General features: G+C 38.1%; 22 protein-coding genes. All 22 read right to left on the reverse strand.

Annotated elements, in window-relative coordinates; all coding sequences use genetic code 11:
* Positions 1–19: 19 nt before the first annotated feature.
* A complete protein-coding gene (gene pssA, locus OFO00_RS01280; protein ID WP_270864576.1) occupies positions 20–757 on the reverse strand; it encodes a CDP-diacylglycerol--serine O-phosphatidyltransferase in 738 nt (245 codons plus the stop codon).
* Between the two features lies 1 nt (position 758).
* Positions 759–2,696, reverse strand: coding sequence for an ATP-dependent zinc metalloprotease FtsH (gene ftsH, locus OFO00_RS01285; RefSeq protein WP_270864577.1), 1,938 nt, complete (start codon positions 2,694–2,696; stop codon positions 759–761).
* Entirely contained in the window at positions 2,689–3,525 is an 837-nt protein-coding gene (locus OFO00_RS01290) for a 50S ribosomal protein L11 methyltransferase (RefSeq protein ID WP_270864578.1), read from the reverse strand. Before OFO00_RS01290 ends, ftsH begins: the two co-directional genes overlap by 8 nt.
* Positions 3,526–3,552: 27 nt before the next feature.
* Positions 3,553–4,260: a 1-(5-phosphoribosyl)-5-[(5-phosphoribosylamino)methylideneamino]imidazole-4-carboxamide isomerase gene (gene hisA, locus OFO00_RS01295; RefSeq protein ID WP_270864579.1), complete on the reverse strand. Its 708-nt coding sequence runs from the start codon at positions 4,258–4,260 to the stop codon at positions 3,553–3,555.
* On the reverse strand, positions 4,260–4,871 hold the full coding sequence (gene hisH, locus OFO00_RS01300) for an imidazole glycerol phosphate synthase subunit HisH (protein ID WP_270864580.1): 612 nt from the start codon (positions 4,869–4,871) through the stop codon (positions 4,260–4,262). The genes hisA and hisH overlap by 1 nt, the downstream gene beginning before the upstream one ends.
* Positions 4,872–4,873: 2 nt before the next feature.
* Complete coding sequence (locus OFO00_RS01305; protein WP_270864581.1) at positions 4,874–6,664, reverse strand: polysaccharide biosynthesis protein; 1,791 nt, start codon at positions 6,662–6,664, stop codon at positions 4,874–4,876.
* Complete coding sequence (gene pglE, locus OFO00_RS01310; RefSeq protein WP_270864582.1) at positions 6,661–7,755, reverse strand: UDP-N-acetylbacillosamine transaminase; 1,095 nt, start codon at positions 7,753–7,755, stop codon at positions 6,661–6,663. The genes OFO00_RS01305 and pglE overlap by 4 nt, the downstream gene beginning before the upstream one ends.
* Positions 7,756–7,817: 62 nt before the next feature.
* The gene (locus OFO00_RS01315) at positions 7,818–8,417 is read right to left on the reverse strand and encodes an acetyltransferase (protein WP_270864583.1); all 600 of its coding nucleotides are present in this window, start codon (positions 8,415–8,417) and stop codon (positions 7,818–7,820) included.
* Complete coding sequence (gene pglC, locus OFO00_RS01320) at positions 8,404–9,009, reverse strand: undecaprenyl phosphate N,N'-diacetylbacillosamine 1-phosphate transferase (RefSeq protein WP_270864584.1); 606 nt, start codon at positions 9,007–9,009, stop codon at positions 8,404–8,406. The genes OFO00_RS01315 and pglC overlap by 14 nt, the downstream gene beginning before the upstream one ends.
* The gene (locus OFO00_RS01325) at positions 9,002–10,129 is read right to left on the reverse strand and encodes a glycosyltransferase family 4 protein (RefSeq protein WP_270864585.1); all 1,128 of its coding nucleotides are present in this window, start codon (positions 10,127–10,129) and stop codon (positions 9,002–9,004) included. Before OFO00_RS01325 ends, pglC begins: the two co-directional genes overlap by 8 nt.
* A gap of 1 nt (position 10,130) precedes the next feature.
* Positions 10,131–12,302 carry an STT3 domain-containing protein gene (locus OFO00_RS01330; RefSeq protein ID WP_270864586.1) on the reverse strand — a complete coding sequence of 724 codons (2,172 nt, stop codon included), beginning with the start codon at positions 12,300–12,302 and terminating at the stop codon, positions 10,131–10,133.
* Positions 12,295–13,422, reverse strand: a complete 1,128-nt coding sequence (gene pglJ / locus OFO00_RS01335) for an N-acetylgalactosamine-N,N'-diacetylbacillosaminyl-diphospho-undecaprenol 4-alpha-N-acetylgalactosaminyltransferase (protein ID WP_270864587.1) — start codon at positions 13,420–13,422, stop codon at positions 12,295–12,297. The genes OFO00_RS01330 and pglJ overlap by 8 nt, the downstream gene beginning before the upstream one ends.
* Positions 13,419–14,450: a glycosyltransferase family 2 protein gene (locus tag OFO00_RS01340; protein ID WP_270864588.1), complete on the reverse strand. Its 1,032-nt coding sequence runs from the start codon at positions 14,448–14,450 to the stop codon at positions 13,419–13,421. The genes pglJ and OFO00_RS01340 overlap by 4 nt, the downstream gene beginning before the upstream one ends.
* A gap of 2 nt (positions 14,451–14,452) precedes the next feature.
* Complete coding sequence (locus OFO00_RS01345; RefSeq protein ID WP_270864589.1) at positions 14,453–15,439, reverse strand: glycosyltransferase family 2 protein; 987 nt, start codon at positions 15,437–15,439, stop codon at positions 14,453–14,455.
* Entirely contained in the window at positions 15,436–16,485 is a 1,050-nt protein-coding gene (locus OFO00_RS01350) for a glycosyltransferase (protein ID WP_270864590.1), read from the reverse strand. The genes OFO00_RS01345 and OFO00_RS01350 overlap by 4 nt, the downstream gene beginning before the upstream one ends.
* Entirely contained in the window at positions 16,482–17,453 is a 972-nt protein-coding gene (locus OFO00_RS01355; protein ID WP_270864591.1) for a glycosyltransferase family 2 protein, read from the reverse strand. Before OFO00_RS01355 ends, OFO00_RS01350 begins: the two co-directional genes overlap by 4 nt.
* Entirely contained in the window at positions 17,453–18,502 is a 1,050-nt protein-coding gene (locus tag OFO00_RS01360) for a polysaccharide pyruvyl transferase family protein (RefSeq protein ID WP_270864592.1), read from the reverse strand. Before OFO00_RS01360 ends, OFO00_RS01355 begins: the two co-directional genes overlap by 1 nt.
* Positions 18,499–19,782 (reverse strand): Coenzyme F420 hydrogenase/dehydrogenase, beta subunit C-terminal domain, encoded by a 1,284-nt coding sequence (locus OFO00_RS01365; RefSeq protein WP_270864593.1) that lies wholly within the window; start codon positions 19,780–19,782, stop codon positions 18,499–18,501. The genes OFO00_RS01360 and OFO00_RS01365 overlap by 4 nt, the downstream gene beginning before the upstream one ends.
* Positions 19,779–21,323, reverse strand: a complete 1,545-nt coding sequence (locus OFO00_RS01370) for an oligosaccharide flippase family protein (protein ID WP_270864594.1) — start codon at positions 21,321–21,323, stop codon at positions 19,779–19,781. Before OFO00_RS01370 ends, OFO00_RS01365 begins: the two co-directional genes overlap by 4 nt.
* Before the next feature lie 66 nt (positions 21,324–21,389).
* A complete protein-coding gene (gene galE / locus OFO00_RS01375; protein WP_270864595.1) occupies positions 21,390–22,379 on the reverse strand; it encodes a UDP-glucose 4-epimerase GalE in 990 nt (329 codons plus the stop codon).
* 44 nt (positions 22,380–22,423) lie between these two features.
* Positions 22,424–23,260 (reverse strand): DNA ligase, encoded by an 837-nt coding sequence (locus OFO00_RS01380; RefSeq protein WP_270864596.1) that lies wholly within the window; start codon positions 23,258–23,260, stop codon positions 22,424–22,426.
* Positions 23,253–24,233 carry a 3'-5' exonuclease gene (locus OFO00_RS01385; protein WP_270864597.1) on the reverse strand — a complete coding sequence of 327 codons (981 nt, stop codon included), beginning with the start codon at positions 24,231–24,233 and terminating at the stop codon, positions 23,253–23,255. The genes OFO00_RS01380 and OFO00_RS01385 overlap by 8 nt, the downstream gene beginning before the upstream one ends.
* Between the last annotated feature and the right edge of the window lie 48 nt (positions 24,234–24,281).

Consider the following 24,281-nt stretch of genomic DNA (forward strand, 5'->3'; position numbering starts at 1 on the left):
AATTGATAAATTTTATTATTTAGTTCTCTTTGCTTTGTTTGTTAAATTTAACCCCGATAAGCGTTAGCCCCGCGCGCACGAGCCCGTATCCTATGTATAGCAAGATGATAAATGCAGGGAATTCGAGCTTGAAAAGATACAAACACGAAAAAAACACCACAATGAGCAAAACCAAAATTTTAATCGCATTTGGCCGTTTTAAATTTATCTTTTTAAAGCTTGGGAAGCGGATATTACTAACCATTAAAAACGATAAAAGCGCCATGCCGATGATAAATACGCCACCCCACACTGACGAAACCTCGTATTTGAGGTAAATACCAATCCACACAGCAATCGTAATAGCCGCAGTTGGGATCGGCAGACCGATGAAAACATTTGGCTCGTAGGTGCCCACAGTGACATTAAATCTCGCTAATCTCACAGCGCCGAAAATCACATACAGCGCGCTAATTAGCGTGCCAACCTGCCCATAATCCTTGCCGATTACGAAATAAAATAGCACCGCTGGTGCCACGCCAAACGCCACTATATCGGCTAGGCTGTCAAATTCCACGCCGAATTTGCTCGTCGTGTGCGTGAGCCTTGCCACGCGCCCGTCAAGTCCGTCAAAAATCAAAGAAAAAATTATATACGCAATCGCGCTAGCATAATGGCCATTTATCGAGGCAAAAATGCTTAGCATTGCCAAAAATATACTAGCCGCGGTGAAAAGATTTGGCAAAATATATACTAATTTTCCTCTTTCTTCTTCCATTTTACGCCTCTTCTTCTGGATTTTCTTTGGCTAAATTTCGCACCAAACGCGTTGGCAAGTTGTTTTCTTTTTCAAATTTATCTATAATATCCACGATAACCTCGCCAGCGACGGTCTCTTTTTCATACAGAGTTTTTACCATTTCCTCGATTGCAGGCGCATAAACTCGCAAGGTCTCTTTCACAGCTTTGTAGCGCTCATCGAGCTTCGTGCGGACATAGTTGTCGATTTTTACCGCTGTTTCCTCGCTGTAATCCTTAATGCTCTGACCACCGTTTAAAAACGAATATTGCTGTTTTTCAAGCACGATTAAGCCTAGCTCGTCTGTCATACCAACCTTGGCCGCCATAAATTTTAGCCAATCAGTAGCGCGTTGTAAATCATTACTAGCCCCGTCTGTAATCTCACCCAAAAATACCTCCTCGGCCGCCCTACCAGAGAGTAAAACATCAATTTCAGCGAAAATTTCATATCTTTGGTGCAAAAATCTATTTTCAAACGGCGAATTTAGCGTATATCCAGCTGCGCCAAGCCCGCGCGGAACAATCGTAACCTTGCTAACTGGCATTGCGCCTTTGGTAAGCTCGGCGATGAGCGCATGACCGCTCTCGTGGTAGGCGACGATTTTTTTCTCCACAGGATTTACGCGGCGCGATTTTTTTTCTAATCCTATCGCCACGCGCTCGATTGCTTCGAGCAGGTCTTTTTGCTCGACCTCTTTTTTCGCCTCACGACCCGCCAAAAGCGCGGCTTCGTTTATGATATTTGCCAAATCAGCTCCTGCAAAGCCCACAGTTAGCCTAGCAATCTCTTCAATATCGATATCGCGGGCAAATTTGACATCTCTCATATGCACCTTTAAAATCGCGATTCTGCCGTCATAATCAGGTCTATCGACCAAAACCTGCCTATCAAATCTACCCGGGCGCAAAAGCGCAGCGTCAAGCGTCTCTGGGCGGTTTGTCGCAGCTAGGACGATGACTGGGCTAGACTCTGTGCCAAAGCCGTCCATTTCTGCCAAAAGTTGATTTAGGGTCTGCTCTCTCTCGTCGTTTCCGCCGCCGATTCCACCTGAATTTCTACTTTTTCCAATCGCGTCAATCTCATCGATAAAAACAATCGCGGGCGCCTGTTTTTTGGCTGTTTCAAACAAATCTCTAACCCTACTTGCGCCCACGCCCACAAACATCTCTATAAAGCTAGAAGCCGAAATCGAAAAAAACGGCACATCAGCCTCGCCTGCGACAGCCTTTGCAAGCAGTGTCTTACCCGTGCCAGGAGGGCCTACGAGCAAGACGCCTTTTGGGATTTTCGCTCCTAAGCTTATGTATCGCTCAGGGTTTTTGAGGAAATCGACTATCTCTTTGACCTCTTCTTTGGCCTCTTCGACACCGGCGACATCGCTAAATTTGACATTTGGCTTCTCTGCGCTCATTAAATTTTTCGAACTGCCGATTCCTAGCATACCGCTACCCATATTTTTTTGCATACGATTGGCCAAAAACATCCAAATTCCAAAGAAAATCACAAGCGGTAAAACCCAGCTAAAAAGCAAATCTGTGAGTAAATTTGTTTCGTTATATGCGCCATAAGGGATATTTCTGCTCTCCAAAATACTCACAAGCTCGTTATCATCGACCCTTTGAGCCACATACATAGTATCGCCACTTTGGGCTTTTATCGTGGTTTTGCCGATAGAAACCATTGAAATTTGAGCTGTTTTAAGCTGTGATTTTAGCTCTGAGTAGCTGACATTTCTAGTCTGTCCCACGCCTAAATTTCCAAGGGTCGCACCCTCGCCAAAACCGCCACCATTTGGGCTAATTGCCCTAAAAATCACAATTAAAATCAGCGCAAAAACCACAAACATACCAATAGGATTTTTGTTGAAAAAATTTCCTCCGCCGTTTTGTTGATTTTTATTATTTTGATTATTCATTTTCACCTTTCTCATAAACAAAGCTACACCACTCGTTTTTTTGCTCCATTTTCACGAAGCGCAAATCCGAAAATACAGATTTTATTCTATCTTTGTAATTTTCTAAAATTCCAGAAAGCACGAGGTGTGCGCCAGAATTTAGCGCATTTTTCAAATCGCTGGCTAGTATCAAAATCACATCAGCGATTATGTTTGCTACGACTAAATCGTATTTTTCGCCCGCTCCTGCGATACTTCCTGTCCAAATTTTATCCAAGCTCACGCCGTTTTTTTGCGCATTTTGCACGCTAGCATCAGTGGCTTGCTCGTCAGTATCGCACGCGCTGACATTTGCGCCAAGCTTTTTCATCGCGATACTTAAAATTCCGCTTCCACAGCCCACATCAAGGGCTTTTGTGCCCTCTTTGGTAATCTCGCTTAAAATTTGCAAACACATATTTGTGCTCTCGTGGTGCCCTGAGCCAAAGGCAAGCGCTGGATCGATTAAAATATCTATTAGCCCTGCCCTGCTCTCGCACCAGCTAGGGCGGACATAAAATTTACCCACCTCGATCGGCTCGACGCCCTTTTTATACTCGTTTATCCAATCTTGATTTTTCTTTTGCGAAATTTCGATTTCTAGCGAAATTTGCGCCCCTGTGGATTTTTGCAAGGCTTCTTTAAATTCGATTAGCGCGAATTTCACCATTTCTAGGCTATCCTCATCGCGCACGATAAACTCGCCCTCGCGCTCTTCTATGCACGAAATCCCAAGCTCAAAGACAAAATCTTTGAAAAATTCCAAGCCGTTTTGGCTCTTTACACTCATTTCATTATAAAATTCTTTCATCTCAAAACCTTAAAAGCCATTACGATATCACAAAATTTTAAACGCTTTTTCTAAATCTATACTGCCCTCGTAATATGCCTTGCCGACAATCACGCCTGCGATTTTGCCACTGTTTTTGCACGCCAAAATGTCGCTAATGTCCTTCACGCCGCCACTTGCGATTGTATCAATCCCGCTAGCTTCGGCGATTGCTTCGGTAAATCCCACATTTACGCCACATAGCATGCCGTCTTTGCCGATATCCGTGCAAATAATCGCGCCAACTCCCGCTCCTGCGTAAAGCTTAGCCAAATCAGTCGCCTTAATGCTGCTCACATCTGCCCAGCCCTCGGTTGCGACCATGCCACCAAGCGCGTCGATTCCTACGACGATATTGTATTTTGGCGACATTTCTTTGACAAAATTTGGATTTTTTAGCGCAACTGAGCCTAAAATAAATCTATAAACGCCCAAATTTTGGTAGTCTTTTATGCGCTTTTCATCGCGGATTCCACCACCTACTTCGACCTTTAAATTTGTCGAATTTACGATTTTTTCAATCGTTTTGAAATTTATCGGCTCTCCCGCAAACGCTCCGTCTAAATCTACCAAATGCAGGTATTTCGCCCCCATGTCTTCGAATTTTTTGGCTAGTTCCCAAGGGGTTTTTGAATAAATTTTAGCACTTCCCATTTCGCCCTTACTAAGGCGCACAGCAAGGCCCTCTTTTAAATCAATCGCAGGTAAAATTTCCATTATAACTCCGTGAAATTTTTAATTATTTTTATGCCATTTTCGTGGCTTTTTTCGGGGTGTGGCTGAAAGCCAAAGACATTTTCCTTGCAAACTGCGCTAGGAAATTCATACCCATACGCCGTCTTTGCTAGGATAAACTCTTCATCGCAAAGCGCGTGATAAGAATGCACGAAATACGCATAAACCGAGCTTTCAAGCCCCGAATTTATGGGTGTGGCGCGCGTGAATTCTAGTGTATTCCAGCCCATGTGCGGGATTTTTAAACTCTCGCTAAATTTGCTCTCATCAAATTTCACCACTTCGCCACTAATTATCCCAAGCCCCTCACTCGAACCAAATTCTGCGCTTTTGTCAAAGAGAAGTTGCATACCAAGGCAAATTCCCAAAAAATACCGCCCACTTGCGACAAATTCTCTTATCGCTTCATCTAAATTTGCGCTTTTTAGTTTAGCCATTGCTTCGCCAAACGCCCCAACGCCAGGAAGTAAAATTTTGTCGCTTCTTAAAAGTTTTTCAGGCTCACTCACTAACTCAAATTTCGCCCCACAAAAGCTAAGGGCGTTTTTCACGCTTCGTATATTTCCAGCACCATAATCAACAATTCCTATCAAAATCAATCCTTATTTAATTTATGGTCAAATTCTGGCACAATCTCTTTGAGTTTGCTTGCAACTTCGCAGTTTTGCGCATTTACAAGCTCTGAAATTTGCAAATTTAGCTTTTCTAAATCGTATTTTGTAAAGCTTGAAACAAAGATTGATTGATATTTCGTGCTTTTATCGTTTTCGTTAATCAAAAGCTCTTCGTAAAGCTTCTCGCCGGGACGAAGTCCTACAAATTTAATCCCAAGCTCCTCTTTTCCAGCTAACTGCAACATGCGTTTAGCAAGGTCTGCGATTTTGACAGGTTCGCCCATATCAAGCACGAAAAGCTCCCCGCCTTTGGCGATTGAGGCTGCTTGAAGCACTAACTGACAAGCTTCGCTCACTAGCATAAAATACCTTACGATATCAGGGTGCGTAACGGTGAGTGGCTCGTTTGCTTCGATTTGGCGTTTAAATTTCGGGATTACGCTTCCGCTACTTCCTAGCACATTTCCAAATCTCACAGCCACGATTTGAGTGGCTTCATCACTCGAATTTAGGCTGTAAAGCTCGCAAATTCGCTTTGTCGTGCCCATGATATTCGTAGGGCGCACAGCCTTGTCGGTGGAGATTAAAACGACCTTTTTAACGCCATGTTTTTTCGATAAATCAATCACATTTTTTGTGCCAAGGACATTGTTTTTCACCGCTAAATGCGGGTTAAATTCGCAAAGTGGCACATGTTTATACGCTGCTGCATGCACCACGACATCAGGCTTAAATTCGGCAAAAATTTCATCGAATTCATCGCGATAAACGATATTTATCATTTTTAATTCGTTGCGAGGGTCTGCGTTCGTGGCTTCGTTGATTTGATAAAGATTAAATTCGCTATGCTCGACCATAATCAGCCGTTTTGCACCGAAATTCAAGCATTGTTTGCAAATCTCGCTTCCTATCGTGCCACCTGCGCCAGTTACTAAAACGACCTTACCGTCGATGAAATTTTTAATCGCCTCTTTATCCAAATCCTTTGGTTTGCGCGCGAGCAGGTCTTCGATCGAAATGTCGCGGATTTTTTTCTGCTCGTTTTCTAGTAGCGAAAATAGCTTGATATCTTTTAGCCCATACGCGATTAGCTCGTCGTAGAGCTCTTTGAGATCTTCTGGGTGCAGCGAAAGTGCCACGATAGCGGTTTTGGCGCCACTTTCTTTTATCATTTCTGGGATTGTGCTTTTTGCGCGCACGACGAAATTTTCGCAGTATGTGCCCACTAGCTCTTTTCTGCCATCGACGACGCCCACAGGATAGTAGTTTATGTGGTGTTGGCGCATACCTTTTAGCACATGCACGGTTTTGCTAGTTGCCCCCACGACGACGCAGGGTTCGTTGGCGCTAGAATTTGACTTTTCGTGGAGCAAAAACATGCGTTTTGAGATTCTTACGCCACTGATTAAAATAAAGCAAATCGCGGCGTCTATGGCAATCACAGAGCGCGGGAAGGGGTTGAAAATATTCTCCATTAAAAAGAAAATCGCCAAAAATGTCAAAGCCGTGAAAATGTGCGTGTAGAAAATTTTGCGCGCTTCGTAAAGCCCAAAAAATCGCCACGGTACCAGATAAATTTTCATAAACCACAAATACGCAATGCGAATAGCGGTAATTAGGGTCGCGCTTAGTAGCAAGCCTTTGTAAAATTCGTTTGGAATATCGCCACTAAAACGCAAAACAAAGGCGATTGCAACGCTAAAAATCGAGATTAAAATATCTAAAATCAGAAAAAATGCGAAGCGTTTGAGCTTGGTCGGTCTAAAAATCATAAGCTTTTCTTTACAATTTCGGCGACTTTTGCGACCTGCTCATCGCTCATATCGCTTCCACTTGGCAGACAAATTCCGCGACTAAATAGATCCTCGCTCGTGCCATCGATTACGCTTAATGCGCCTTTGAAAACTGGCTGCATGTGCATTGGCTTCCATAGCGGACGGCTTTCGATATCGGCTTTATTGAGTGCGTCGATTACGCGTAAGTGAGCATTTTTTTCTTTGAAAACCAAGGTCGTAAGCCACCTGTTTCCGCGTGAATTTTCGATTTCTGGCATAAATTCGGCGCAGTCTTTTAAAAGCTCACTATAAAGTGCGAAAATTTCTCTTTTTCGCTCGACGCGTTTTTCCAAAACTTCCATTTGTCCCACGCCAATCGCGCCTAAAACATTGCTTAATCGGTAGTTATAGCCATAATCCAAATGCTCATAATGCAAAAGTGGCTCTCTGGCTTGCGTGCTATAATACCTTGCTTTGGCGATTAAGGCTTCGTCGCCCGAAATTAGCATTCCGCCGCCACTTGTGGTGATGATTTTGTTGCCATTAAAGCTTAGCGCACCACACGCGCCAATCGTGCCAAGCGCCCTGCCCTTGTAAAATCCGCCAAGTGCCTCAGCTGCGTCCTCGATAACGGCGATATTTTCGTTTTCGCAAATCTCCATTATCTCGTCCATTTTCGCAGCCTGTCCATAAAGGTGGGTCGGGATTAGGGCTTTTGGTTTTTTGGGCGCTAGTTTGATTGCTTTTTTTAGAAGTTCGGGGCTTAGATTCCAGCTTTCGTCGCTGTCGATTAGCACAGGGACGCAACGCTCATAAAAGATCGGATTAAGGCTCGCCATAAAGGTAAAAGTCGATCCCAGCACCACATCGCCGTCTTTTATGCCTAGCGTTCGCAATGCTAGATGAAGTGCGGCTGAACCGGCATTTAGTGCAAGAGCTGATTTCGCGCCAGTGTAATCGCAAACTGATTTTTCAAATCTATTAACATACTCGCCAAGTGGCGCGATGTAGTTGCTTTCAAAAACTTTTTTGATATATTCTAATTCGTTTCCGCCCATATTTGGGGGGCTTAAAAATATTCTTGCCATTTATAATCTCCTATAAATAAAAGCCTGTATTTTACTATCATAAAGTTAAATTTTTTAAAATTTTACCTAGAATTTGACAAGTTTTTTATCACTCTCGCTGGGCTGCCGTAAGCTAGGCTAAATGGGGCGATATCTGAGATGATAACGCTTCCAGCCCCTATATATGAGCCCTCGCCGATATTTATGCCCTGGATTGCGCACGAGCCAATCCCGAGCCACACGCCACGCCCGATTTTGGTATTTCCAGCCACGCCCACGCGCGGACAAATGTGGCTAAACTCGCCCACTACGCAATCATGCTCGATTATACAAGCTGAATTTAAAATCACCCCGTCGCCGATAATCGCGTCCGCATTTACCACGACATTTGGCATGATAACCACGCCTTTGCCGATTTTAGCTGTGGGCGAAATCACGGCAGTTTCATGGATAAGTGTGGCTATTTCAAAACCCGCTTCGCTGACTTTTTTTTGCAAATTTGCTCTTATTTTATTATCGCCGATTGCGATTATAACGGGAAATTTCGGCAAATCAGGGCTAAATTTTAACTCGCCATTGTCGTCTAAAAAAATGATTTCTTTATAACCTGCGCTTTTTGCGACATCTGCTACGACCTTACCATGACCGCTTGCGCCGTAAATGTAGAGTTTAGTTTTTTCCATTGAATTTCTCCGTTGTCGCCATACCGTCTTTATTAACGCCGTCTTTTTTGATGACTTTTTTTATGGTTAAAAGCGCGATTTTAAGATCTAGTAAAAAGCTTAAATTTTTAGCGTAAAATGTGTCAAATTCAAACTTTTTTTCCCAGCTAATGGCATTTCGCCCATTTACTTGCGCTAAACCCGTTATGCCCGGTCGCACGCTATGGCGAAGTTTTTGCTCTTCGTTGTAAAGTGGCAGGTATTCTACGAGCAAAGGTCTAGGTCCGATGAAGCTCATATCGCCTTTTAGGACATTGAAAAGCTGTGGTAGTTCGTCCAAACTTAAAGCACGAATTTTTTTGCCGTATTCGTTCAGGCGCAGTTCGTCGCTCAAAAGTTCGCCGCCCTCGTCCCGCTCGTCGCTCATGGTTTTAAATTTATAAATTTTAAAAATTTTTTCGTCAAGCCCCGGCCTAGATTGCGTGAAAATCGCGCTTTTGCTTATGTTTTTGCGGATTAGACAATATGTCACAATCATAAGTGGCGAAGTCAAAATTATCAAAAAAAGTGCGCCAAAAAAATCCAAAAATCGTTTGAAAAATGCCCTATACATCGATAAATTTCCTGTAAATTTCAATATATTTTTTCGCTATGATTTTCTCATCGTAGTTTTCGACCACCATTTTACGCCCAGCTTGCCCCATTTTGCGCGCCAAACTCTCATTATCAAGTAGCATTTCAATTTTTTTAGCCAAGTCGTCTGCGTTTCTAACCTTGCAGATTAGCCCATTTACGCCATCGCTCACAGCCTCGATACAGCCACTCACATCGCTTACCACGCAAGGCCTACTCATACTCATAGCCTCCAAAACGGTGCGCGGAAAGCCCTCTTTGTAGCTTGGAAGCACGAAAATATCGCACGCCTTATAAAGCGCCGCTACATCATCTCTCCACCCTAGCCAAACGACATTTCCCGAGCGCAAAAACGCCTCATCAGCCGAGCTTTTATTTCCCGCAAAAACATCGCCTGCGAAGACAAAAACAGCGTCTTTTCGCTCTTTTAAAATTTCAGCAGCTTTGTAAAATTCGGCAATTCCTTTATGCCAAAGCGCACGACCGCTCATTAGCACGATTTTTTTGCCCTTTGTGATCTCAGGCAGACTCGCGCGCTCGTGAGCGTTTTCGTCGAAAATTTCGCTATTTACGCCGACACTTTTAATGCGAAAAATTTTATTCTCGCTAATAAGTCCGCGAGAGAGCATATAATCAGGGTCGCTGTCATTTACAAAAATGCAACCCTGACTTTGCGCAAACGCCCTTTTATAGAGCATTTCAATGCTAAATTTGACCATGCGAGATTTAAGGTCAGTGTCGATATAAAAGCTTCCTAGCCCCTCGACTAAATTTAACACACGCGAAATTCCAGCCTTTTTGGCCGCAAATGTGCCAAAAACATTTGATTTGTGCGCCGAAGTTTGCAAAAAATCCAAATTTAGCCCTTTTAAAATTCTGGCTAAATTTGCCGTATTTTGCGATACTTTGAGCGGATTTAGACTAGCTTTGTCTAAATCGTAAGTTACGCTAATAAATTCTTTTTCCAAATCCGCCGTATAATTTCCGCGTGGTGCTATCGCAAAAACCTCGTGACCAAGACACTGTAACTCCCGCATAATGGGCGCTCTGAAAAAATAAATGCTCATATCCGAGTGTGAAAGGAAACCAAATTTCGCCATTTTATTTCTTTAATCTATAAACTTTCACAGCTGGGCTTATGACCACAGGCTCGAAAAGATCGCTTTTGTAGCGTTCTAGCACAAAAAGCTGGATATAGGTCGAATTTAGCATTTCTCTATCAAGCAACAAAAATCTACCATAATCCTTCATATAAATTATCGAAAATTGCGCCGAACTATCGACTTTGATCTCTTTGACTTCGAGTTTGCCACTAGCGTTGTGGCTGGTTTCAAAAAATGTATTTATCGGAAATTTATTGCCCTCAGCCTCTATGCTAAGCAAGTTATTTGCGATTTTGATACCATTATCCATAGTTATACCGCTTTCATCTTGCCAAAACCTTTCGCTAGCAATGAAAATTTTATCTTTTTTCATTTTGCCTGTGGTTATGTCGATGTTCGAAAACTGCGACACGGTCGAAAGTATGCTCATCATGCGATCTGGCAAGACATAATAAATATCGCGCGTTTTGGCTGGTGTTTTGAAATCTGGCAAGCTTAAATTTAGCAAAAACGCATTGAAATCATCGAGCTTGTAATCAGCTAAAATTTGCTTTATTTTATTTGGAAATTTCTCGGTGAAATTTCGCTCTGTATATTCGACATCTACGCGCGCCATGTGCGCTGAGCTGTATTGATCAGCCAAAAGCGCAAAACTTACCGGGTAGTTGTCGTTGCCTAGGTGCTTGCCGCCGTCGATTAGGGTTTTGACATCGGAATAATACCTTATCACATATCCATAATCCCACCACGCAAGCGCGTAATCCTCGCGATCGGCGATAGTTTTGAGCTTGTCTAAAACCTCAACCTCGCTTTTGAAAAACACAGTCTCGACGGTGTAGGCCTTGATGTGTTGCCACGCTGGATAAAGCGCCAAAATAGTTAAGGCTAGCAAGATAATACGACCGGCAAATTTTGGCAGATTTAGCCGTTTTACCGAAAAATACAAAATATACCCAAAGCTTAGCCCCATTACGCCCACAGCATAAATGGTAAATCTAAGCCCAGCTTTGTTTGCCGCAAAGCCCAAAAGCAAAAGTGGCAGTGATAGCAAAAACTCTTTGTGCCTAAAACACAGCACCACATACCCTACGCACGCCACCACGAAGACAATCACGCTCGAACTGATTCGGCGCATGAAGACCTCTTTTGGCACGAGACCGCTTTCTTGGATAGTTTGATTGACATTAAAAAAGTGAAAAACCGTGTCAGGATTGTCCGCAAGTGAGCGGAAAATGTAAAATTTAGCCTGGAAAATAATCGGATTTAATCCACCGCAATAAACAAAAATCGCAAAGACCAAAATTCCCACACCAAGCAAAATTCTAAAATTTACAAGCTCTTTTTTGTATGCAAAAAGATAAAAAATCGCTAAAAAAAGCAAAATTTTAGCATATAAATTAAACATACAAATCGCTAGCAAAAATATAATTATCGCTTCATAATTCACCAAATTTTTGCGCGCAAAAATCAGCGTGTAAAGCACTAGCGCGCCTAACATCATCGCATTTAGCGAAAAGCTAGATGGATACCACCACAGATAAAAAATCCCAAATGCGCCTGTAAAAAATAGCGCCCTAGCATCGCCCTTGGTGCAAACCCTGATAAACGCCCACAAGATAAACATCGGCAAGACGATATTTAACATATCGGTATCATAATACCCAGCCATTGTGCGGTTGTAGTAGCTGTTTGCCACGCAAGCAACTAGCGCGCCTATAAATCCAGCCCTAAGGGCGCGAAATTCAGCCGAAATGAGCAAAATCGGCACGACGATAAGCGATGAAAAAACAACCGGCATATACAAAAATAGGGTTTCTAACGAAAATGGCGTAATCTGCGCTAATAACGCAGTTAGCTTGGCTAGGGGAAAATCAATGTAGCTTAAATCATTTGGCTGATGAAATCCAGCCAAATAATCCCTCGTCCCCTCAGCAAACGCATATCCGTCGTTTGTGTTGATCATGATTTGATTATTCCACGAAAGTATGTGAGAGTATCCCTCTGCCCACTGCACCCAATACAGCCTAAAAATCACGCTCACGCCGTAAGCTAAAACAATCAAAATTAACAAATGTTTGGAGAGTTCAAAATTTTTAATAAATTTAAAAACGCTACCTTTTTGTTGTGGCAAATTTGCCCCATTTTGCGTGTTTTGCGCGCTATTATTCACCCCTATATCCTTTGTAGATTTCTTCAATTTTTAAGATTAAATCTTTGCTTATCTTTTTTTTGTCAAAAAAAGTGGCTCTTATTTTAGCCTTTTTTTCATAAATTTTTACAAATTCAGGCTCATCAATCGCTTTTTGCATAACTTTTATGGTGCCCTCTTCGTCATTTACGCCAACTAAAACGCCCCATTCATCATCACCCAAAAGCTCTCTTGCGCCGCTTTGATGATCGCTTGAAATGACGAGTTTTCCACACGCCAAAGCTTCGATTAGCGCGTTTGAAAAGCCCTCAAAAAGGCTAACGAAAACAAAAGCGTAGCATTTTGACATATATTTATAAGGATTGTTATCAAAACCGAGCAGTTTTACTCTATTTTCTAACCCAAGCTCGTTTATTAAATTTTGCAAATGCTCATGCAACACGCCATCGCCTAAAATTAGCAAGTCCTTATCGCAGTTTTTAAGCTTTGCATAGGCGCGGATTAAAAGCTCGTGATTTTTCCCAGCATCAAGTCTGCCAACACTTAGAAAAAACGGCTTTTCATAATTTATACTCTCTTGCGATTTGTGCGCGATTTCGTCTAAATTTAGCGCATTGTATAAAACACCCATTTTAGCTGGATTTATGCCAAAATTATCACGCAAATCGGCCAAATTGCCAAGCGAATTTGGATAGATAAAATCGGCCTTCGGATAGAGCCAGCGAAGTAAAAATTTACTGATTTTCGATTTTAAATTCGGCTCCTTATAAAGCACACTTGGCGTCGAACACTCGTTGATTATCAAAGGTTTTTTATCTCCAAAAATTCGCGCAAAACCAGCCACATAACAAGGTCGATTCATCCAGACAAAGTGAATATCAATGCCTAATCTTTTGCATAAATTTTTATATTTTAGCCCTAAAAATGGTAGTTTGATTAGCTTTTTTAAGCCATTTTCAAACGGAGCTGATTTTTCTATGAAATGCACCTGCACCGAATTTGGAATTTGATAAGCAATAGTATCGTTCATCAAAATCAAATGCACTTCGTAAGCCTTGCAAAGTTCTGGCAGAAGATTGCTCACAACCCGCTCAGCCCCACCACCAGCCATAGAATAAATAAATACGCTCAATTTTTTCATCGTTTAATCACTTTTTTGATTTGATTTTTTATCGGCATTATAAATTTTGAGTAAAAATTTACCAAATTACAAGGCAGTTTTGGATGAATATAAAATAAAAATAATATTTTGTTTGTAAAACTAATTTTTATATATTTAAACGCTAGGCTCAAATCCAAATTTTTTCTGACATAGAAATGATACTTTGGCAAACTATCGTAATATTCAATGCTTTCATTAGAAATTATTTTATAACTAAGACTTGAATACACACAACACATCTTATATCTTGCAAATTTAGCATATTGTGGGTATGCCAATTCAAATTGATTTGTAAATTTTTGTGTATTTTTGATAATTACAAAAAATTTATCATCGATTTTTTTCCTAACCGTAGAAGCTAAATTATCACGCCAAAAATATATATTTTTTTTACTCGAAATGATTTTTTTGGCATTATTGAATATTTCAAACCAAATCGCCACATCTTCGTGAATTTCGCCAGCTGGAAAACGCAAATTTTTAAAAATATCTCTATGAAATAAACATCGCCAAACAGCAGTCAAATAATAACACTTCTCAACACAACTACCGATAAATATATCTTTTGGCTCTAATAATTTTTCATCATTATTTTGTAAATTCTCTTCTTTGTAGCTTTGAATTTGCTCGTTTTTGCTAAATTCTTTATAACCTGCCATAGAAATTTTCGTATTGTATTTCTTAATCAAATCAAAAAGAATTTGTATATAGTTTTCATCGATTATGTCATCGCTATCGACGAAGCTTAAATATTCGCCTTGCATTATATCAAGTGCATTATTTCTTGCTACTGCTTGACCTGAATTTTTTTGATGAAGCACTTTTATACGGCTATCATGCGCGGCAAATTCGTCGCAAATTTCGCCACTTTTATCTGTGCTTCCATCATCGACTAAAATAATTTCTAAATTTGTATAAGTTTGCGAAATTACCGAATTTAGGCAATCATGCAAAAAATTTTCGACATTATAAACGGGGATTATTACTGAAATTAGTGGATTAACCATATTTAACCTTTGATTTTTAGATAAAATTTATAAATATATTCAAATAATTTTGGGTCAATATAATACAAAATTAGTTTTTTACCAAAATTTCCTTGCTTGAACGCAAAAGAAATATCTAAATTTTTTCTAATAAATTTATGAAATTCTGCAATTTTAAATTTATATTTTTCATTTTGTGGTTGAAGTATTTTTTCTACGACAACAAGCATTGTTAAACAAATTTTATATCTTGCAAATTTAGCATATTGCGGGTATGCCAATTCAAATTGATTTGTAAATTTTTGTGTATTTTTAATGACAGAAAAAAATCTATCATTTAAAATTTGCGTTGTAGAATTTGAATTTTTTCTATAAAAATAGATATTTTTTTGATTTGTTGCAATTTTTTGTGTGCTATTAAAAATTTCAAACCAAATAGCTGTATCTTCGTGAATTTCACCAGCCGGAAAACGCAAATTTACAAATATTTCTTTAAAATATAGAACCCTACAAACCCCTGTCATAAAATAACTATTACCGACACAACTACCGATAAATATATCTTTTGGCTCTAATAATTTTTCATCATTATTTTGTAAATTCTCTTCTTTGTAGCTTTGAATTTGCTCGTTTTTGCTAAATTCTTTATAACCTGCCATAGAAATTTTCGTATTGTATTTCTTAATCAAATCAAAAAGAATTTGTATATAGTTTTCATCGATTATGTCATCGCTATCGACGAAGCTTAAATATTCGCCTTGCATTATATCAAGTGCATTATTTCTTGCTACTGCTTGACCTGAATTTTTTTGATGAAGCACTTTTATACGGCTATCATGCGCGGCAAATTCATCGCAGATTTTCCCGCTTTTATCTGTGCTTCCGTCATCGACTAAAATAATTTCTAAATTTGTATAAGTTTGCGAAATTACCGAATTTAGGCAATCATGCAAAAAATTTTCGACATTATAAACGGGGATTATTACTGAAATTAGTGGATTTGTATTCATTTATTCTCCAAAATCAAATTCATAAATTCTAGCCATTTTCCATAAATTTTTTCTATTTCAAATTCATCTTTTCGCAAATTTGCATTTTGCGCAATTTCGTTGTTGCTTTGCATAGCAAATTTTATTTTTTTTGCTAAATTTTCAGCCCTAAAATCATCGCTAATAAATCCATCAAAGCCGTCTTTTATAAGCTCTTTTGCCCCAACCGTAGGCGTTGCGACACGAACGCAGTCAAATCTGATACTTTCAACCAACACATTTGGCAAACACTCATTTAGCGAGCTTGATACGATGATTTTTGCACGCGAATAATATTCGTCGATATTTTTCACGCTCCCTTTAAATTCGGCGTTTAAATTTAAATTTTTGGCTAAATTTTGCAAATTTTGCATTTCTTCGCCATCGCCTAAAATTTCCACTTTCCAGCCGTTTAAATCAACCAAATTTAAAGCGTTTAGAAATATATCACAACCTTTGATTTTGATAAGCCTACCAACGAAAATAATTAAATTTTCCTTTTGTGTTTGGCTAAAATTTTGCGCATCTGCAAACACGGGATTATAAATTTTGGTTCTATTTTTGACATACGAATAATGCTTTAAATCATCATTTGTTAGCACAGTTAAGCCGTTTGCAAGTGGATAAAAAAGCCTTTTTAAAATTTGCCATTTTTTACTAAGCAGGGTGTGGTTTGAGTGCTCAGAAATTATTAATGGCGTTTTAAGCCCGAATTTAGCGACGATGCTAAGCAAATTCGTGCTATCCATAAATGAAATAACGCAGTCAAATTCGCCATTTTTTATCAAATTTCGTAGGGCAAAAATTTTGCCAAATCGTTTTTTTAAATTTGCAAAAAAACCTTTATTATCGACGCCGTAATCTAAATTTATGATTTTTACCTTTTCGCTTATCTCGTAAAATGGCTCTAAGCTTTCGAATTTAGCTAAACTTACATCGTGAAAATTCGCGAAATATGACGATAACAACGCCATGACCTTTTCGGCTCCGCCGTTTCTCAAAGTGGAGATTACAAATAAAATTTTCATCGCCTAAATCTTTCTTTTATGCTTCTTTTTATAAATAACAAAATATAAAAATTTGAGTGTAAAAAGCATAAAAATTTCAAATAAAATTTTACATTTTTATTCTTGTAAATTTTCATCTGTATTTTTTGTAACTCTTTTGAATATTTTTTAACAAATTTTTCATTTTTATCATTTTGTGCATAATCAATCAAATCAAAAAGGCTTCTTGCTTTTATCCAATATGCTTCTTTTAATAAATCTATGTCGTTGTTTTTGATATGCTCTATAAATCTATCGCAGACAAGTAAAAGAGTCTGGTGTCGTTCGTTAAATTTTGATGCCATAACCGAAGTCTCGGAACGCCTATAATTATAAGTATTTTTATTCCCAAAAATAAATTTATTTGAATTTAAAAACGCTTTCCATAAAAAACTAAAATCTTCTCCGACCTTTTCGTCGGGCAAAAATCTAATACTTTTTACAATATCTGCTTTAAAAAGCTTATTCCAATTACTCCAATCAAACTTCACATCTTTAAAAAAATCTATAAAATATCGCTCATTTAAAATATATTTTAAACCATCGATTCCGCTTAACTCTCGCACTTCAAATTCAGGCAAATCTTTTCTAGCTGGTATGCAAACTATATCAGTGTTGTCTTTTAGTAAATTTACCATATTTAAAATATGCTCTTTTTCGATAGTATCATCGCTATCTACAAATGTTACAAAATCTCCACTTATACTATCAAGACCTTTGTTTCTAGCACTACTTACACCTGCGTTTTTTTGATGTATTACTTTTATGCGATTATCTTTTTTTGCGAATTCATCACAGATTTCCCCGCTTTTGTCCGTGCTTCCGTCATCGACTAAGATAATTTCTAAATTTTTATAATCTTGATTTATAACAGAATTTAGACACTCGTCTAAATACATTTCGACATTATAGACTGGAATTATTATTGAAACTAATGGATTTTTATTCATTACTTCTCCAAATTTTTAATTATAAAATTTTTAGAAAATTCTCTTTTTTGTGTCAAAATTTCATTTACTTTTTTATAGTCTATCTCATTTTTCAAATTTACATCATCACTTGAATTTATAATTCTACCACTTAGCTCAAACATTTCAAAAAGCGATTCAAGTCTAGCATTTCCACGCGCTTCATTAACAAAAGCAAAAAATGGTTTATTGAAAATTATCGAAAAAACGCACCCATGAAAGCTATCTGTGATGACAAATTTCGCTTTTGCGATAGAGCTTATCCATTTTTCTATACTTATGCGATTAGCCTTATCATTTACCTCACAAACGCCCAAATTTTCACGCTTCGAAACTTCTCGTAAAATTTGGCTAGTTTTTTCGTTGCTATCTAAAATATAGGCAAAAATTTTATTTTCGGCTTTCGTTTCGCAAAGAAATTTTTTATAAATTTGCTTATCGGCTAAAAGTGTAGGATCAAGCACCCATTTTGCTTCTACGCCAAAATGCTTTTTACAAAGCTCCACGCCACTTTTTTCACGCACAGATACGACCTTAAATTTATCAAAAACACTTTTTAATTTTTCTAAATTTTCAGCTTCTTTTGAGCCAAAACTTCCAGCATAGATGATTTTTTTCAAATCATCATTAAGCCCTAAAATGCACTTTTCATAATCTTTAAAACCCCAGAATTTAGGACGCAAAACCTGATCGCTACCTAGCACTATGCCGTCAAATTTCTCATTTTTTAAAACTTTTTCAAAATCTCTTATCTCAAAAATATCTTTTGTAATATTTATGTTTTTTTTAATAAATTTTGCAGTATCTCGCAAATATTTTAATCCGTATGTTGCATCTTTATATTTTCTAAATTTAATAATTTTTGCCGCTAAAAATTTACAATAAGCAAGAGAAAAATAGTTATTATCGTATTTTATTCTTAAAATTTTTGCTTCATAACCATAACTTTCCAAAGTTTTTTGCAAAGCATAGGCTTGTAAAATTCCACCGTAATTATTTATCAAAGGCAGAGTCAAAATCGCTATTTTCACATTTTTTCCTTTATTTTTCTAATGATATATTTACAAACTAAAAATGGGAATTTGATTTTTTCTAACACTTTTTCAAATTTTACATAATCATTTATATATTTAATTGCCTTCATATCGTCACGATAAATTTTTCTTTGCAATTTTAGTTTTTGCTTTTGTAAAATATTTAATTTATTATAAAAATACGCAGCTTTTTGTGCCACGACAGCTCGCTGTGAAGTATAAATTTGCTCTATATCGAAACTCTCGCAATGCACGGCATTTTTATCTGCATTTTTAAAAATTTCATCAAGCTCGTTATTTCTTGTTATCACAAGCGAATGTCCGCGCCAATCGGGTGTAAATTTAGGAAGCCACGCATCCATAAGTACGGCGTCTGCGCATAACGCAAAAGTATCGTTGCAGTTATTACAAGCAAGTGGCGTAAAGGCTCTACTTGTCCAAAATATCACTGGTGAAGTTGCGTGTTCGTTAGCAGACGACCAATCTCTAATCGATGAGCAATCATCATCAGACAAGAATTTAAAAGCAAAATTTGAACTAGGTCTATTTTTGATTTTGTATCTAAAATCAACCTTTTTAAGCTCTTTATGCTCTTTAAAATTCAAATCTGCCAACGATTGAGCAAATTTCTTGCTTTTGACCTGACCACAAACAAGTCCGATTATATATTTTATGCGTTTGCGAAGTTTTGGGTTGGTTTTCATTGCAAGTCGCAAAGCCTTTGCAAAGCACGGCAAAGCAGTTATTGCGTAAGTATCGTCATTTGCTAATATAAATTTTAAAATTTCTTCCATATTAGTTGGATAGTATGCCGATTTTCTAGCGTTTTTTAGGCTTTCTGTGTTATCAAAAATATCAAATTGGAATAATTTTTCTGAATTTTCGCACGGCGCAACGGCGATGATTTTACCGACCATTTTTCGTTTCAAAAGTTCGCTTAGCAGGTAGTATCCAGCCCCGCCACTGGCACTATTTATGCGTTCATTTTCATCTTTTATAAAAAATTCATAATTCCCAACATATTTGCCTATTTCTTTATATGAATTTTTACTATCAAAAATTTCATTTGAGATTTCATTTTCAGCTAAATCTTTTTCATAAAAAGGGCAAACTTTTAAGCAAATATCGCATTTTGGGTTGCAACCTGGAATTTCTTTTGGTTCGTAATGACCAGAGCTATTAAAATCCATACTTAGCACTTTTGATGGACACAGCCCGGCACACGCACCACAGCCGATACATCTATCTTTTGCGACAACTTCACCTATGATATTCAAAATTTGCTCCTTATTTTTGCAAAAGCATTGCTAAAAATCGCTCTTTCATAATCGTTCATAATAAATTTAAAACTAATAATAGCAAAAATTATCGCATAAATTCCGCCACAAACCAAAATATAGATAACTCCGTGTAAATTTAACGCATAAATTATCGGCAAAATTATCATCACACAACCAAGCGAAATAATAAACATCTTAACTATATTAGCCCAGAATTTTAACATATTTAAGCCAATTTTATAGTGATAATATAAATTCATAACAATTATATTTAAAACCACCAAAGCCATCGCAGTTCCACACGCAGCACCGATACTGCCGTAAATTTTGGCAAGCGGAATAGAAATAGCGATATTTACAAACGCCATTATAAAGGTTGCAATGGCTTTAAATTTAAATTTATTTTTCGCTTGTAAAATCGCAATGCCTAAATTTTGGATTAAAGGTATGCTAATTGGAATTGTTAAAATCATCGCTACATAGTAGCTTGTTTCGTAATTTTTCCCAGCCCAAAGTATCATAAAATCTCTACCAAACAGAATAAAAGCCGAACATATAAAGAAAATAATATAAAATTGCAATCTGCCGATTTTTATCATTTCATTTGTAAGTTCGTCATTGGTCGAATTCGCCGAAACCATTTTTGAAATTTTTGGAAGCATTACACCGCTTATGGTTACAGAAAGTGTGATAAACATAGAATTTACACCGCTTGCAACAGCATACAGCGATACTGCCGTCGTCCCTGCAACTACGCCTAAAATAAAATTATCCACACTCCAATTAACCTGATCTACAATCATACCCAAAAATATAAAAAACGAATATGCAAAAATCTCTTTAAATGTGCTAAAATCAAAGTTTTTAAAGCTTATTTTTGGATTTATTTTTTTCTTGCAAAAAAAGTAAATTACAAAAATTGCTACCAAATTTATGATAGTTGCTACAATTACCATACTAATCGCCCTATATCCCAAGAGCAAAATAGGAATAGTAATAATTGGGAATAAAATTGTTCGTAAAATCCCAATTAATTTTAAAAATACAAAATCTTCATAAGCTGTCAAAATTGATGAGTAAATACTAAAAGGGAAACTTAAAACGAAATTAAATGTAAGTAAGGATAACATTATTTGAAGTTTTGAAATTTCATCTAAGCTTAATTTTTCGCCAAAAATTTGCGGAGTAAAAAATATAAGCAAAAGCCCGATTATAAGGCTGATTGCACTCATACATAAATATACACTAAAAATAGTGCCGTGAAGTTTTTTTTCTTTTTCAATTTCGCCACTAGCTATATATTTTGCAGTATAGACGATAATAGCATTCCCAAAACCAAGATCTAGTATAGCTAAATATCCTATAACGCTACTAGCCAAAGAGTATAAGCCATACTCGCTTTGACCAAGCATTCTAAGGAAAAACGGCGTATAAACAAGCATCAAAATCGTAGAAATAAGGATATTTACATACGATAATACTACGCCAAATTTTCTTTGAGCTGTCGGCTCAGAATTTAAAATACTAATAAAATTCATAAAATACCATAAATTTTAAATTTAGAAATTCAGGCATTTTAAATTTGCCTGAATTTTATTGAAGTTTTAAATCTTCTTTTCCCAATTCAACGCACTTTGGATTATCTCGTCTAAATCCTCATGGCATGGAACCCATGTTGTTTGGAAGCGAATTTTTGAAGCATTTGAGATTAGACAAGCTGGATCACCCTCGCGACGCGGCGCGATTTCGACCGCAAAATCCACTCCACTTACCTTTTTGGCCTCGCTGATGACCTCTTTGACGCTAAATCCAGTGCCATAGCCCACATTAAAGACATTGCTATCGTTGGTTTGCAAGTATTCTAGCACCGCTAAATGCGCGCTCGCGAGATCCTCGACATGGATATAGTCCCTGATACAAGTGCCGTCTTTGGTGTCGTAATCATCGCCGAAAATATACATTTTATCGCGTTTGCCAGTGATTGTTTGGGTTGCGATTTTGATTAGGTGAGTGGCGTTTGGATAGTTTTGACCGATTAGTCCGTCGCTTGACGCGCCCGCGACATTGAAATAGCGCAAAATTCCAAATTTAAAATCCTTATTCGCAGCAGCTGTATCTTTTAGTATCCACTCGACCATAAGCTTGCTTTTGCCATACGGATTTATCGGAGCTTGCGGGCTTTCCTCGGTTACTTTGCCGTTTTCTGGCTCGCCGTAAGTCGCCGCTGTGGAGCTGAAAATGAAGTTTTTCACGCCGTATTTTTGGCAAAGCGCGATTAAATTTATCGCGTTTGCGGTGTTGTTTAGATAGTATTTTATCGGGTTTTTCACACTCTCGGCAACCTCGATAAACGCCGCGAAATGGATAATCGCGTCAAATTTTCCTTTTTTAAAAATTTCCTCGATTACTGGCAAATTTTCCAAATTTTCTTTGATAAATTCGAACTCGCCCACGCTTCTAAGCGCGTCGATTGCCTTCATTGAGCCTTTGCAAAGATTATCGACAACCACGATTTCATGGCGATTTGATTCTAAAAGTTGCTTTAAAACATGTGAGCCGATGTATCCAGCGCCACCTGTAACTAAAATTTTCATATCATTTTCCTTTTAAAAAAATTTTTTGATTATACCCTAATTTGTTAAATTGCGGGTTTCAGGCGCAAAAATGTAGGAAATCTAGGCTTTTTTTCACTTGTTAAATTTTGGTATTGATAAGTGATAATAGTGCCGATTTTAGGGGGTTTTGCGCGCCACTCATCGCTCCAACCAGACCCTATTTTAAACTTCACTCCACTTTTTATATCCACGCAAGTTACCGAGCCCATTTTGCCCTTGTTTTTGCCGTATCCCGGATTAATTCGTGTAATTTTACACTCGCTATCACACATTTTTTTGTATTTTAAGATATTTGCGCTACGCCCACTTTCATACAAAGCATACGGATTTCGAATAACCAGCCCCTCACCGCCATTTTCTACGACCAAATTTAGCATTTCTTCGATTTGTTCGTGCGAACTAACCGGAGTTTGCGGGATTACGACTAAATTTTGTACGCCATTTTTTTTGATGAAATTTGATAAAATTTTCATCTTTTCAAACAAATTTTTTCTCTCATTTGGCATATCAAAAATATAAAATTTAATCTCGCTCCAACGCTCATCTGAGCTGCCTTTACTCACAATCGAAGCGATTTTTTCAAACTCGCCTCGCCTGCTCCAAAGCTCGCCTTCGATCATAAAATTTGGAAATCCTTTTGTCCAAGATTCGGGAGCATTTATGATTTTGCCCTTGCGCGAGCGAAGCGTCTTGCCGTCCCATACGGCGCGGATTCCGTCGAGTTTTTCGCTTACGACCCAGCCTGAGATATCCATACCTTTTTTGTATTCTTTCAGTAGCATTGGGCGAAATTCATCGCCAAAAGCCAAATTTGCGAAAAATAAAAAAATACAAAAAAGCGTTTTTGCAAATTTATTCATTTTTAAATTTCTCAATCTCGCGCGCAATAAATTCGCAAAAAATCTCGCTATACCCCATATCGGCGCACTGTTTTTGCAGATACTCGCTCATCAAATTTAGATTATCCAAATAATCATTTAGCAAAATTTTACCACGCAAAAGCTCGTATTTTAGGAAAAGCCAGTATGTATTTAGCGTGTCGCTCTGGCAATATTCGTCGATTTTATCGCCCTTTTCGTCATAAAACAGCTCCAAAACCTGATCGCCATGCACATCGTATTTGCCAGGCAGTCCCAAAGACGCGCACAAAAAATCGAGTTTGAGCCCCCTAACAGAGCCAAAATCGCAAATATGATCGAGCAAATCTAGGTGAAAAACCCCGTCATATCGCGAGCGATAATTCGTCCATTTATCCTTGTTCGCAAGCTTATCATCGGTGCAAAAATACTCGCTGGCGCTGATATTATGCACCATTGCGCGCACCATAATCATCGGCAAATCAAAGCCGCGCCCGTTGAAGCTTACAAGGCGCGGATTGTGCGAGTTGATAAAATCAATAAATTTTTTGATTTTGCCCTTTTCATCGTCTGCTTGCAGGGTGCTTACACGCACAAATTTGCCAAATTCATCAGCCAAAACCGCGCTGATACTTACAACTTTGTGGAAATTTATGGGCAAAAACTCGCTTCCTGTTTTTTCCTTGAAATGCGCCATTGCCGCGATTGAGAGCTTTTTGTGGTTTAAAATTTTGCTTTTATCATCGTTAAAAATCGGCTCATCGCCGTAAATTTTAGGCAAAGTGTTTGAGACGCTATCGTTTTTGCTCTGAATTTTCGCATCAATTCCAGCAAGCAAAATTTTGGCATATTTTTTTTTGTCAAATTCATCATAGCACTCATTAATGATTTCTTTGTCTAAAATTCGAAGCAAAGCCGCAGTATCAGGCACAGTTTCGCAGTCAAAAACGCAAATGTAAGATTGTTTTTTATTCATAAATTTTCCATAAAATCAAGCTAGTTTATCCGCCAAAACGGCGGATAA

Source organism: Campylobacter sp. VBCF_04 NA7 (assembly GCF_027737405.1).
GTDB lineage: Bacteria > Campylobacterota > Campylobacteria > Campylobacterales > Campylobacteraceae > Campylobacter_B.

Excerpts from the sequence above, each read along its gene's own strand:
- OFO00_RS01315 (WP_270864583.1), bottom strand. The coding sequence starts at position 8,417 with ATGGAAAAAACTAAACTCTACATTTACGGCGCAAGCGGTCATGGTAAG.
- OFO00_RS01340 (WP_270864588.1), bottom strand. The coding sequence starts at position 14,450 with ATGGTTAATCCACTAATTTCAGTAATAATCCCCGTTTATAATGTCGAA.
- pglE (WP_270864582.1), bottom strand. The coding sequence starts at position 7,755 with ATGGCAAGAATATTTTTAAGCCCCCCAAATATGGGCGGAAACGAATTA.
- OFO00_RS01385 (WP_270864597.1), bottom strand. The coding sequence starts at position 24,233 with ATGAATAAAAAACAATCTTACATTTGCGTTTTTGACTGCGAAACTGTG.
- OFO00_RS01380 (WP_270864596.1), bottom strand. The coding sequence starts at position 23,260 with ATGAATAAATTTGCAAAAACGCTTTTTTGTATTTTTTTATTTTTCGCA.
- ftsH (WP_270864577.1), bottom strand. The coding sequence starts at position 2,696 with ATGAATAATCAAAATAATAAAAATCAACAAAACGGCGGAGGAAATTTT.
- OFO00_RS01370 (WP_270864594.1), bottom strand. The coding sequence starts at position 21,323 with ATGAATTTTATTAGTATTTTAAATTCTGAGCCGACAGCTCAAAGAAAA.
- pglJ (WP_270864587.1), bottom strand. The coding sequence starts at position 13,422 with ATGAAAAAATTGAGCGTATTTATTTATTCTATGGCTGGTGGTGGGGCT.
- pglC (WP_270864584.1), bottom strand. The coding sequence starts at position 9,009 with ATGTATAGGGCATTTTTCAAACGATTTTTGGATTTTTTTGGCGCACTT.
- OFO00_RS01355 (WP_270864591.1), bottom strand. The coding sequence starts at position 17,453 with ATGAATAAAAATCCATTAGTTTCAATAATAATTCCAGTCTATAATGTC.
- galE (WP_270864595.1), bottom strand. The coding sequence starts at position 22,379 with ATGAAAATTTTAGTTACAGGTGGCGCTGGATACATCGGCTCACATGTT.
- OFO00_RS01350 (WP_270864590.1), bottom strand. The coding sequence starts at position 16,485 with ATGAAAATTTTATTTGTAATCTCCACTTTGAGAAACGGCGGAGCCGAA.
- OFO00_RS01290 (WP_270864578.1), bottom strand. The coding sequence starts at position 3,525 with ATGAAAGAATTTTATAATGAAATGAGTGTAAAGAGCCAAAACGGCTTG.
- hisA (WP_270864579.1), bottom strand. The coding sequence starts at position 4,260 with ATGGAAATTTTACCTGCGATTGATTTAAAAGAGGGCCTTGCTGTGCGC.
- OFO00_RS01345 (WP_270864589.1), bottom strand. The coding sequence starts at position 15,439 with ATGAATACAAATCCACTAATTTCAGTAATAATCCCCGTTTATAATGTC.
- OFO00_RS01325 (WP_270864585.1), bottom strand. The coding sequence starts at position 10,129 with ATGGCGAAATTTGGTTTCCTTTCACACTCGGATATGAGCATTTATTTT.
- pssA (WP_270864576.1), bottom strand. The coding sequence starts at position 757 with ATGGAAGAAGAAAGAGGAAAATTAGTATATATTTTGCCAAATCTTTTC.
- OFO00_RS01305 (WP_270864581.1), bottom strand. The coding sequence starts at position 6,664 with ATGATTTTTAGACCGACCAAGCTCAAACGCTTCGCATTTTTTCTGATT.